The 12,720-nt window shown below is 41.6% G+C and carries 8 protein-coding genes; all 8 read left to right on the plus strand.

All coding sequences use genetic code 11. From position 1 onward, the window contains the following. The first annotated feature begins 77 nt into the window (after positions 1-77). The 8 genes from metE to HXT60_RS02780 all read left to right on the plus strand — a co-directional run bounded on the left by metE (position 78) and on the right by HXT60_RS02780 (position 12,646). Positions 78-2,414: a 5-methyltetrahydropteroyltriglutamate--homocysteine S-methyltransferase gene (metE, locus tag HXT60_RS02745; protein ID WP_116437794.1), complete on the plus strand. Its 2,337-nt coding sequence runs from the start codon at positions 78-80 to the stop codon at positions 2,412-2,414. Continuing rightward, positions 2,411-3,265 (plus strand): methylenetetrahydrofolate reductase [NAD(P)H], encoded by an 855-nt coding sequence (gene metF, locus HXT60_RS02750; RefSeq protein WP_004111779.1) that lies wholly within the window; start codon positions 2,411-2,413, stop codon positions 3,263-3,265. Before metE ends, metF begins: the two co-directional genes overlap by 4 nt. A gap of 49 nt (positions 3,266-3,314) precedes the next feature. Next, entirely contained in the window at positions 3,315-6,587 is a 3,273-nt protein-coding gene (locus HXT60_RS02755) for a bifunctional [glutamine synthetase] adenylyltransferase/[glutamine synthetase]-adenylyl-L-tyrosine phosphorylase (protein WP_410313111.1), read from the plus strand. Positions 6,588-6,698: 111 nt separating this feature from the next. Beyond that, the gene (pyrB, locus tag HXT60_RS02760; RefSeq protein ID WP_421791340.1) at positions 6,699-7,928 is read left to right on the plus strand and encodes an aspartate carbamoyltransferase; all 1,230 of its coding nucleotides are present in this window, start codon (positions 6,699-6,701) and stop codon (positions 7,926-7,928) included. Positions 7,929-8,015: 87 nt separating this feature from the next. Beyond that, on the plus strand, positions 8,016-9,428 hold the full coding sequence (locus HXT60_RS02765; RefSeq protein WP_004111776.1) for a dihydroorotase: 1,413 nt from the start codon (positions 8,016-8,018) through the stop codon (positions 9,426-9,428). A gap of 84 nt (positions 9,429-9,512) precedes the next feature. Then, on the plus strand, positions 9,513-10,547 hold the full coding sequence (pyrF, locus tag HXT60_RS02770) for an orotidine-5'-phosphate decarboxylase (protein WP_421791342.1): 1,035 nt from the start codon (positions 9,513-9,515) through the stop codon (positions 10,545-10,547). 188 nt (positions 10,548-10,735) lie between these two features. Further along, a complete protein-coding gene (locus HXT60_RS02775; RefSeq protein WP_053082781.1) occupies positions 10,736-11,644 on the plus strand; it encodes a dihydroorotate dehydrogenase electron transfer subunit in 909 nt (302 codons plus the stop codon). A gap of 6 nt (positions 11,645-11,650) precedes the next feature. Further along, entirely contained in the window at positions 11,651-12,646 is a 996-nt protein-coding gene (locus HXT60_RS02780) for a dihydroorotate dehydrogenase (RefSeq protein ID WP_048730238.1), read from the plus strand. Positions 12,647-12,720 lie beyond the last annotated feature (74 nt).

A 12,720-nucleotide genomic window follows, 5' to 3' on the forward strand; every position in this document is an offset into this window, starting at 1 on the left:
ACCCCCAAATAGCTAATGACCTCATTAAGCCAAATGTTTGCTAGGCTGAATCAGGTTGTTAATTATTTGGAGGATATATGCATACTGTTCTTACGTCCGTACAGGGATTCCCACGAATCGGCGCAAATCGCGAGCTTAAAAAAGTTATTGAACGCTATTGGAAAAAAGACACAACTCTAGAAGAAGTAAGACAAGTTGCAAAAGATTTGCGCAAAAAGCATTGGAAAATCCAAACAGAATCTGGAATAGAACTTATACCAAGTAATGATTTTAGCTATTACGATCAAATGCTAGACACAGCAATCTTGCTTGGTGCAGTGCCAGAACGGTACAAGAATCTAGAGTTTGAAAATGCAGAAGATACGCTTTTTGCAATCGCACGCGGATATCAAGGTGAACGCGGAGACGTAACAGCGCTTCCAATGAAAAAGTGGTTCACAACCAACTACCACTACATTGTTCCCGAAGTAGAAAATCCGCAAGATTTGCATTTAGCTGGCACAAAACCATTCGACGAGTTCAATGAAGCAAAAGCACTCGGAATTGAAACAAAACCAGTGTTGATTGGACCATACACCTTCTTAAAACTAGCGCGCACCCCGCAAGCACAAGAATTAGAAGCAAACAAAGAGACGATTGAAGCATTAGCAAACGCGTATTGCGATATTGTAAAACGATTTGCAAGTCTTGGAGCAAAATGGTTGCAATTCGACGAACCATACTTGTGCTTAGATAAAGAAGATGGAGATTTAAGGATTTTTAGCGACTTATATAATCCGATTCTTCAAAGCAGATTTGAAAGCGCGGATAATGCTGAAAACGTTAAAATTTTGCTTAACACTTATTTTGGCAATATTTTAGACTCGTACAAAACACTAAACGATTTGGCATTTGATGCAATTGGCTTAGATTTTGTAGAAGGCAAAGAAGAAAACCTTGAAGCTTTGCAAAAATATGGAGTAAACGAGAAAACAACTATTTTTGCAGGAGTTGTAAACGGCAGAAACATTTGGAAAAATGATTACGCGCAAAGCCTTGGCTTGCTAGATGCTTTGCAAAAAAACGTTACTAATCGCATAGCTGTTTCCACTGCATGCTCGCTTTTGCATGTTCCATTTAGTACGGATGGAGAAGAGCTTGGCGAAGACGTATTAAAGCATTTTGCGTTTGCTGTAGAAAAGTTGAAGGAAGTAAGCGAAATCGCTAAGCTTTGCGTTTTGAATGATGATGAGCTTAAAAATAGCGAGGAATTAGCGCAAAATCAGGCATTATTCGATGGGTCTAGAGTAAAAGTAGACGAAAATGTTAAAGCGCGAATCGCAAGTCTTAAGCCAGAAGATTTTGAGCGAAAGCCATCTCGCGCGGAGCGTCAAAAATTACAAAAAGAAGCATTAGGATTGCCTGATTTGCCTACAACAACTATCGGATCCTTCCCTCAAACAAAAGAAATAAGATCGATTCGAGCGCTTTATAGAAAAGGCGAAATTAGCAAAGAAGAATACAACGCGTTTATTGCCAAGCAAATAGACGAGTGCATAGAACACCAGGAGCGCATTGGCTTAGACGTTCTTGTACATGGCGAATTTGAGCGAAACGACATGGTTGAATACTTCGGCCAGCATTTGCACGGATTTAAGTTTACAAAAAACGCTTGGGTGCAGTCTTATGGAACTCGATGCGTAAAGCCTCCAATCGTTTGGAGCGACGTTTCTAGAGCGCAGCCAATCACAGTAGAGTGGAGTGCGTATGCTCAAAGCCGCACAAACCATGTCATGAAAGGCATGCTAACGGGGCCTGTTACGATTCTTAACTGGTCTTGGCCTCGCGAAGATATTACGCACGAAGAGCAAACTCAGCAGCTTGCTCTTGCTATTCGAGATGAAGTTTTGGACTTGGAGCGTGCTGGAATTCGCGTAATTCAAATCGATGAGGCAGCGCTACGAGAAAAGCTTCCGCTTAGACGTTCGGATTGGCATAAGAAGTATTTGGACTGGGCGATTGCAGCTTTCCGTCTTGTGCACTCTGCTGTAGCTGCTACTACGCAAATCCACACTCATATGTGCTATTCGGAATTCAACGACATTATTCGAGACATTGATGCAATGGATGCGGACGTGATATCGTTTGAAGCTTCGCGCGGAGATCTAGTTGTTTTGGACGCTATTCATAACGCGAACTTTGAAACAGAAGCTGGCCCTGGTGTTTATGATATTCACTCTCCTCGCGTTCCTAGCGAAGATGAGATTGTTAACAGGATTCACGAGATTTTGCACAAAATGCCAGCAGACAAGCTGTGGATTAATCCAGATTGTGGCTTGAAAACTCGCGGAAATGCAGAAACTTGGGTTAGCTTGCAAAATCTTGTTTCGGCAGCTAAAAAAGTTAGAAGCGAATTGGGCGGTAGTCTAAAATGACGTACAAACCAAAGTTTTCGCTAGAGGTGTTTCCGCCTAAAAGAACATCTCCAATAGGTACGATTTACGACACTTTAGATGGCTTAAGGGGATTGGATCCAGATTTTATATCTGTAACTTATGGAACTGGAAAATCTTCGGATCGAACTGCTACTGCTAGAATCGCCAACACTATTCGATCGGAGTATGGCATTAAAACTGTTGCTCACTTAACAGCAAGATACTTGGATTATGACGATGTTGACGAAGCTTTAGATATGTTTGATAAGGCAGGCGTTAGTGGCGTTTTAGCTTTGCGCGGAGACGTTATTGAAAATCAGAATGCTGCTGGAGTATTTAATCATGCAAGCGATTTAGTATCATATATTCACTCAAAGCGCCCAGATTTGCCTATTTTGGGTGCATGCTACCCAGAAAAACATCCAGAAGCTGCTACTTTGCAAGAAGACATCGATAATCTAAAGCGAAAAGTTGATGCTGGAGTAACTCACTTGATTTCGCAACTTTTTTACAATAATGATGACTTTTTGCACTTTAGGGATTTAGCTAGAAAAGCTGGCATTAACGTTCCAATTGAAGCTGGAGTTATGCCTGTTGTAAATGCTAATCAAGTTAAGCGAATGACAAAAATGTGCTCTTCTAAAATAAGTGAGCCAGTTTTAGCAATGATTGAGCGATGGGGAAGTAACCCAGAAGTCTTGCAAGACGCTGGAAGCATATTTGCGTCTCAACAGATTAACGATTTAGTTGCGGAAGGCGTAGATGGAATACACTTGTACACAATGAATCGTCCTGGCGTTACCAGAAGCATTTGGTCAAACGTTAAGCCACTTTTTACTAAGATAGTGTAAATTTGTAGATTTGTGGTGCAGTGCAAGGATCATGTTGTACTGCACCACAATGTACAGTGGCGTTATGAGCAGTCAAAAAAGCAGTAATAGCGATCTAGATCATAATTTAGGCGCTGATTTAAAACAGCATGCGGATTTTAATTTAAGTTTTGCTAAAGAAACTGACTTATCATACAGAACTCTAGTTAAAGCTGGATTTGCTCGTCCAGAATCTGCTCGTAAAACCATAGAAGATATTTGCAAAAATTGTGAGAATAACTCAATTAATGTGCTCAAAATCTTAGAAAGCATAAATAGAGTAGAAGATCCAGATTACGCAATTTTAGCGTTTAAAGATATATATCAATCTCAGAAAAAAACTGTTGAAAATATTGCGGAGAACTCGAATAATTCATTAATAACAAGCCCACTTGCGTCTTTAATGCAAGTTCTTGGAGCATCTAAATCATTTGCGATGCTAATGAGAACGCACACCGATTTAATAAACGCTGCAGCAAATGACCCAAATCACTTACTACACATGACTTTAGAAGAACGTGTTTCGGATTTACTTCAAGCTATTCAATCTTATAGTGCAACAGTAGTAAACGAAGAAAAAGATGACGAAAAGAATTGCAATTCGTGCACTGTTCCAATAAGCTCTATGCCTTTTGCACAAGCTGTTTGTGCTCTTAGAGCGAGATATCGCCAGCATATTGCCGCAATTATGGCATATGATTTGGCGAGCGCAGACCCTGTAGAATTACAGCCAGACATAAGTCGTAAACTTTCGGATGCTGCGGATGCGGCTCTTGAAGCTGCGCTTGCGATTGCGCGCGGGCAAGTTTCTGGATCTTGTTGCTGCAGGTTTGCAATAATAGCAATGGGAAAATTGGGAGCGCAAGAAATAAACTACGTTTCAGACATTGACTTAATATATGTAGTAGAACCAACTAATGGCGTTAAACAAGATGAAGCTTTGCGAGTTGGGTCTTCTATTGCACTTGTTTTGCAAAAAGTGTGTCAATCGGTTGTTATGGGTTGTGCGGAGCCACCATTATGGCAAATTGATACAGCGCTAAGACCAGAAGGCAAAGATGGACCTCTTGTTAGGCGCTTGGAATCACATCACGAATACTACGAAAAGTGGGCAAGTAGCTGGGAGTTTCAAGCATTGCTGAAGTCGAGGCCAGCTGCAGGAGATGCGCAGCTAGGTAAAGATTATAGACAAATGGCAGATTCGCTTATTTGGAAAGCGTCTGGTAGAGAACACTTTGTTGCAGATTGCCAACATATGCGACAGCGAGTAGAGTCTTTGATCCCTGTGTCTCAGCGAGATTTAGACATGAAGCTTGGGCGCGGAGGATTGCGAGATGTTGAGTTTACAGTTCAAATGCTGCAACTTGTGCACGGAAGTGAAGATAAGTCTTTGCGAGTTAGAGATACTTTAGGCGCGCTTAATGCACTATCTGCTGGAGGATACGTTTCTAGGTCGCAAGCTGCAATTTTGGCAGAACACTACCGTTTTGAGCGTGTTCTTGAACATCGCCAGCAAATGTGGAGTATGCAACGCACTCATTTATTCCCAGATTTAGGTGCCCAAGGAAATGGTGGATTAGATCGCGCTAGAAGCATTAGTGCGGAAGAGCTTAACAATAACGAACAAATCAGGCGTCTTGCTAGATCTGTTAGACTTAAGCCAGAAGAGCTTGTTGCACGATTCGACAAAGCGCGCCGAGAAATTAGGCACTTGCATAAAGATATTTACTACCGTCCAATGCTGCCAATCAATGCGCAAACGGATGCGGATCCTATTGTGTTGTCTGCAGAAGCTGCTCGCGCTCGCTTTGCATCGATCGGTTTTGCTGATGCAAAAGCTGCACAAATGCATGTTGAAGCGCTTACTGATGGACTTTCACGCGCTGCTAAAATCCACAGAATTTTGCTCCCAGCAGTGTTGAAATGGCTTGGAGAAGGGCAAAATCCCGACATGGGTTTGCTTGCTTTTAGGCGACTTTCCGAGCGTTTTGGTGGAAAAAACACATATCTTGGATTTTTGCGTGATTCTCCTAGCGCAGCTCGCAGGCTTTGTCATGTTTTGTCTGATTCGCGTTATTTAGGCGATGCAATGATGAAGTCTATACAGTCAATAACTTGGCTTGGAGACGATTCGGCTCTTACACCTAGAGGCAGAGAAAGTCTAGATATGCAAACGCGAGCAATGGTTGCAAGATATTCAAGCAGTATTGCGGATTTTGCACAATTTTTGCGCGCTTTAAGAAGGCAAGAAATTGAGCGAGTAGCACTTGCTTGGATGTGCGGGATTATCGACGATGATACTTCTATGCAAGCGATGAGTGATGTGTTTGATGCTGTACTTGATGCTGCTCTGCAATGGTCTATGAAAGATGCGTCTTTAAAAATGGGCTTAGACGAGAGTAAAGCTTCGATTGCCATTATTGCCCTAGGACGTTATGGCGGAAGGGAAGTTAACTTCTGCTCGGATGCGGATATGATGGTTGTTTATAAGCCGACGTCTAATGGTGATGATTGCAAGATTGAATATGATTCCGTATCTGATCTTGCTCACCGTTTCGCGCAGACTACTGTAGACATATTGCGCAATATTCTGCAAGGTCCTCTTACTTTAGAACCAAAAATCATGGTCGATTTAGATTTGCGACCAGAAGGTAAAGATGGTCCGCTTGTGCGTTCTCTAGAATCGTGTGAACATTATTACCAAAAGTGGGCTAGTACGTGGGAAAATCAAGCACTTTTGCGCGCGCGTTTTGCTGCAGGGTCGAAAGATTTGGCAGATGATCTGCTAAGCGGAGTAGTAAACGACTTGCGCTATTCACCAGATGCTCTTAGCGAATCTCAATTGGCGGAAATTCGTAAGCTTAAAGCGCGTATGGAAGCGGAACGCTTACCAAGAGGCGTTAGTAGAGACAGACATTTGAAGCTTGGCCGCGGTGGTTTAAGCGATGTTGAGTGGACTGTTCAGCTTCTGCAATTGCAATATGCTGGGAAACACGAGTCCTTGCGCGTAGTTGGCACAATGCAAGCATTGAAAGCGCTTAAAGAATTGAATTTGATTGAAGATGAAGACGCAAATGTGTTAGAAAAATGCTGGCATATGTGTTCTGCAGTGCGAAATGCGAACTTCTTGTGGTCTGGTTCCTTGGAGCGCGCGGATGTTCTTCCAACAGACTCTTATTCTTTGGGTGGAATCGCCACTTATCTTGGATACGATCCAAACCAGGGTCGCGTTTTTGAAAACGATTTAATGGCTGTTATGCGTCAATGCCGCGAAGTCATGTCTCGTATTTTCTACTGTCGCTAATATTTAGAAACATTTTTATTGTGTCGCTAAGTCTGACAAATCGTGTACAATCTACAAGGTCGCGTGTGGTCGCGGTCGTTTGCCAACTAGCGAAAGGTAAGCGGTTCTATTATGACGAATGTATTTTCTGATTCTTCTAATCAAGTTTTTTCTCGTTGCGCAATTGCTCAATCGTTAGCAAACAAAAGCGTTGTTACTTTAGACGATATTTCCACGGCGCAAATACGAATGCTTTTAGACAAAGCCAGATATATTGACGAGCACAGAAAAGAAGTGGCCCACACTTGCGATGGCAGAGTGTTGGCCACTCTTTTTTATGAGCCGAGCACGAGAACGCGACTAAGCTTTGAAACTGCAATGCTTCGCTTAGGTGGAAAGGTGATTGGTTTTGCAGGCGCTCAGCTTTCTAGTGCAAGTAAAGGCGAAACAGTTAGCGACACTTTAAAAGTGGTGTCAAATTATGTAGATGTTGTAGCTATGCGTCATCCTAAAGAAGGTGCTGCATTTGTGGCGTCGCATGCAGGAAGTGTTCCTGTTGTTAACGCAGGAGATGGTGGTCATATGCACCCTACTCAAACTCTTGCAGATTTAGCTACAATTCTTGCACGATTTGGCAGGCTGAATAATTTAACAGTTGGTTTATGTGGAGATTTAACATACGGCCGCACTGTTCACTCGCTTATCGAAACTTTATGCCGCTTTGGAAACGTTCACTTTGTGCTAATTAGCCCAGATGAGCTTAAAACTCCTCAGTACGTAATCGACCGCATTAATGATACACCTTCGTGCTCTTACGAAGAAACGCGCAATTTGATGGAAGTTATTGGCAGTCTAGACGTTCTTTACATGACTCGCGTGCAAGAAGAGCGTTTTACAGATCGCGAGCAATACTTGCGACTTCGTGACACTTACATTTTGACAGAAGAAAAATTGCAAAAAGCAAAATCTTATATGCCAGTGCTTCATCCACTTCCTAGAATTAACGAAATCGCTGTTGATGTTGATGACGATCCTCGTGCAGCATATTTTGAACAGGTTAAGAATGGCATGCTTATGCGAATGGGATTAGAAAGCTCTGTTCTTGGAGATGAGCTTCCAGGATATGAACCGACTGATTTTGTCAATGTTCCTAAAGATGAGTTGGAAGCTTACGATGCTCATGGAATTTCGTTGGCTAATCCTCGCGTTCACATATCTGACGAGAATGCTCCAGAAAATCTTATATGTCCTAACTCTCGTTGCATAACAAATAGTGAGTTGACTCTTAAGCGTAGATTCTATAAAGCTGAGTCAGATAAACATGAGTATCATTGCTTGTATTGTGATGAAGAATTGCAGTGAATCCAAGTAGAATATACGTGAATAATATAATTCAAAATTAAAAATAAAACTGAATAAAAAATAGAAATAAGCAAAACTAGGAGCAATATGAACGACTCACGCATGTTAACCTTGCGAAATATTGCCGTTTGGGATACTGGCGAGCGAATCGATTTGGTTGTAGATGGCGTTAGACAAGACGCTTTAATTGAGCAAAATGCCCGAATTTACGGGGAAATTGATGCAAGCGATTGGATTGTTGCTCCTGGTTTTGCAGATCCGCACGTGCATTTTAGGGATCCTGGTCAAACTGATAAAGAGACAATGATGACTGGGGGCAATGCTGCGGCTGCTGGAGGATATACGAATGTGTTGATTATGCCAAACACAATTCCAGCTGTTGACGGTGAGCCTTGGAATGATGCTCCTTTTGATGTAGAAAACGTTATAGATTTTTTGCAAAGATACGGGTGTATTTATGGCGTAAAATTGCCAGTCCACTACGATTTAAGTGTTTGTGCTTCAATAAGTAGGCAAGGTTTAAAACCAAGCAATATTGAACTTTGGAAAAAATATGTTCATGGTGTTGATGATAATCAAAAAACTTCGCCTATGAAAAAGCATCCAATTACTGCCATAAGTGATGATGGTTCTGCTGTTACAAATTCGATTTTGCTAGACGTTCTTAAAATGGCGAAAGAAACAGGATTACCGCTTCTTGAGCATTGTGAGCACCATGATTATGGCTCGGTAAACGAAGGACCAGTTGCTAAAATTCTAGGTGTTGGCGGAATTCCTGCGTCTACGGAGCTTGCGATTGTTAATAGGGATATAGAAGCAGTTCGCAAAACAGGTGTTCACGTGCACTTCCAGCATGTTAGTACGGCTGCTGCTTTTGAAGCTATTCGCAAAGCCAAGAAGGAAGGTTTGCCGATTACTTGCGAAACAGCCCCACATTACGTTGCTCTTTGCGATGAGGATGTGCTTAAGTATGGGTCAATGGCAAAGATGAATCCACCACTAAGATCTAAAGCGGATCGACAGGCAACTCTTGCTGCTATTGCAGATGGCACTATAGATATGATTGCCACAGATCATGCTCCTCACACAGCAGGTGATAAAGCTGGCGATTTTGCTAATACTCCAAATGGGATTATTGGTTTGGAATGTGCTTATGGTGTATGCCGTAAAGTTCTTGTTGATGCAGGATATACGGATGATAAGCACTTAATTGAACTTATGTCGATTAATCCTATGCAATTTATGAGTAGAAGGCCTACAGATGTTGCAGCTTTGCTTAACGTGTCTTCGCGTTGTGCCGTGAGACGAACATTAAAATTAAGTGAAACTGAACATCCAGAAAATATTGATTTAGTGCTTATTAATATGCGTGAAAAATGGAGCGTTGATGCGAATTCATTCCATTCAAAGGCTCGTAATACTCCATTTGAAGGATGGCAGTTACAGGGAAGACCAGTGGCTACTATTGTTGGCTCAGAGATCGCCTTTTCTCGTATGTAATTTGTGTATTTTATAAGTCGTGTTTTATAAGTAAAGACAAAGACTAAAAACTAAAAAATAGTTTGCGGCTAGTAGAGGAACAATATGGACGAACTGATAGAAGAAATAGCAGCGAAGCAAAACCCTACTGTTGTTGGATTAGATCCAAAGCCTGGGATTTTGCCTGCGCAAATTTTAAGTGGATTATCTGATGAAGTTTTGCAAGAAGTCGAAGATGAAGAGGCTTTGCCAACCTTGCTTGCTGCATCGTACTTTGAGTTTAATCGTGCGATTATTGATGCGATTTATGACATTGTTCCAGCTGTTAAGCCGCAAATTGCAATGTATGAGGCGCTTGGTTCAGCTGGAATAGACACTTATGCTATGACTTGTGATTATGCAAAATCACGTGGGTTATTTGTTATTGGTGACGCAAAACGAGGCGATATTGGTTCCACTGCAGCTCAGTATGCAGCACATTTGCGAGGATTCGCTAATCTTGATTCGTATTTCAAAGATGATTCTTACGATTTTAACGAATCTTTAGTTAATCTTCTTAAAAGCGCTAGCACAAAAGATGTTTGGCACGAGGACTCTCTTACCGTAAACCCATATATGGGTTCAGATGGCGTTAAGCCATTTATAGATGAGGCAGTAGCGCGTAATAAAAATATTTTTGTTCTTCTGCGCACGTCTAATCCTTCTAGCAAAGAGCTTCAAGAACTTGTTGTTGAAGATGGCAAACCAGTTTATGAGCATATGGCAGGTTTGATAGAAAAATGGGGTGAATCAAATATTGGGACTAAAGGGTATTCGCGAGTAGGAGCAGTAGTTGGAGCAACTCATCCAGAAGAAGGTAAGCGTTTGCGCGAGATTATGCCGCACACTTTCTTCCTTGTTCCAGGTTATGGCGCACAAGGTGGAACGGCACAAGATGTTTCTGGAATGTTTGATGAAAATGGTCGAGGTGCAATAGTGAATTCTTCTCGCGGAATTATTGGTTCTTGGCGAAAATCGCAAGATTATGTTAAAAACAAGTCTTCTCTTTCTCTTAATAATATTCTTGAGATTGTATCTGATTCTGCTCGCAAATCTGCTTTAAACATGAGAGATGATTTAAGACAAGCAGTATATAAATAAATCGTGTGTTAGTGTTGATGCAAAGCGAATCACAATTAGGAATTATTTCAAGATCATTGTGTCAAAATTGTGAATATGCGCGTGTAAAAACAATTATGCATGTATAACTAAATATAACTAAAACTGAAAATAGCTAAAGATAGCTAAATTACGCAACGATACGACTACATAAGGTAGGGTAAAACTAGATGAGTGATGGCATGTTTATTCAAACTCGAAAATCTTTGAGAAACGCCATATTTACGTTACGTGAAGACGCTTATGATTCTTCGGGCGCAGATTCTTTTAGTGCAAAAAGTTTGCACGCTGATGATTTAAAATACACTCGTCTTTTAGGTCGCCGTGCTATAGAAGTTCTTGATAATCAAAAGCTTGATGAAGGTGTGTATCGCTTAGTTTTGCGCGATGATGCTATTGCTAAAACTGCCACTCCTGCGCAATTTGTTAACTTATATTCTCCAGATTCTACGACTATGCTTCCTCGACCATTTGGTGTTGCAAGCGTTGATGACGATACTTTTAGTCTTATTTTTGCTGTGATTGGTAAGGGCACTGCCGAGTTTGCGCAGCTTAAATTAGGAGACACTGTAGACGCTTTAGGACCATTAGGATTGGGCTTTGATATTTCTAAGCCAGCGCACTATGTTCTTGTAAGCGGGGGATTGGGTGTTCCTCCTTTGATTTGTGCTGCACAGGCGATTGCAAAAAACAAGAATTGCAAAGTGACTGCGGTTCTTGGATATCGCGATAATCATTTTGCTGACTCATTTATGAAGGAATACGTTGATAATGTTTATAGCATTAGCAACGCGCAAGGAACTGTTATTACTTTGCTTAATGAACTCGAGCAAGAAAATCATTTTGATTTTAATGGCGATTTGCCTATTGTTGTTCTTTCTTGCGGTCCTATGCCAATGATGAAGGCTGTAGCTCATTGGACGCATGAGCGTAATGTTAAATGTCAATTAAGCCTAGAAGCAAGAATGGGATGCGGATATGGAACTTGTGTTGCTTGCGTTGTAGATACTTTAGAAGGCAGACTTAAAGTTTGTAACGAAGGACCAGTGTTTGACTCTGAAAGATTAGGCTGGGAGTAAAAAGATATGAGTAACGAAATGAATAATACTTTAGAGAATGTGCAAAATAGCGCGCAAAATAATGCATCGACTCTTGGACTTGACACAAGCCATGTGTGGAAACACAGCACTAAAGTAGCTGGAGTTGAATGGAAGAATATGGTTGGAACAGCGTCTGGCACGTTTCAGCTTGCAGCTTGCGCTCACTTTTACGATGTGAGTCAGCTTGGTGCAATTTGCACAAAAGGCGTTTCACCTGTTCCTTGGCAAGGAAATCCTGCTCCGCGCACTGCAGAATCGCCTTCTGGAATGGTGAATGCTGTTGGTTTGCAAAATCCTGGAGTTGACCACTATTTAGTAGACGAGCTTCCAAAGTTAAAAAAGCTTGGAGCGCTTGTAATCACAAATGTTGCTGGCCACAGTGATGACGATTATGCTCAAGTTGTTGAAAAGCTTGCAGATTCTTCTGCAGACATGCTTGAAATTAACGTAAGTTGCCCAAACGTGACTCACGGCGGAATGAGTGTTGGCACGGATCCAGTGGCATTGCACCGCTTAATTAAGCGACTTCGCGCAATGACAGATAAACCAATGATTGTAAAAATGACTCCAAACGTTACTGATATAGTCTCGATTTGCAAAGCTGCTGTTGAAGCTGGAGCAGATGCTTTAAGCATGATTAATACGCTGGTTGGTTTGCGAATTGATATTCGCACAGGCGAGCCGATTATTGCAAACCGCACAGGAGGTGTTTCCGGTCCTGCTATTTTCCCAATTGGACTTGGGTTTGTGTGGAGAGTTCGCCAAGCTATGCCAGATATTCCAATTATCGGCATTGGTGGAATTGATTCTGGCGAAAAAGCTTTGGAATACTTGTATGCTGGCGCTAATGCTGTAGAAGTTGGTGCTGCCGCTTTGGTGGATCCTACTGCTCCTATTCGCATTGCTCGCGAGCTTGACGATTTGCTTGATTCGCGTCCAAAGCTTGCGTCTTTACTTGCCGAAGGAAAGACTTGGCGCTGAAATTAAGTATTTAATAAGGTACTTAGAAAGTATTTAGAAAGTATTCAAAATTATTTTAAGAAAGAGAGCTAATT

It is taken from the genome of Gardnerella sp. KA01002 (assembly GCF_049244015.1).
GTDB lineage: Bacteria > Actinomycetota > Actinomycetes > Actinomycetales > Bifidobacteriaceae > Bifidobacterium > Bifidobacterium vaginale.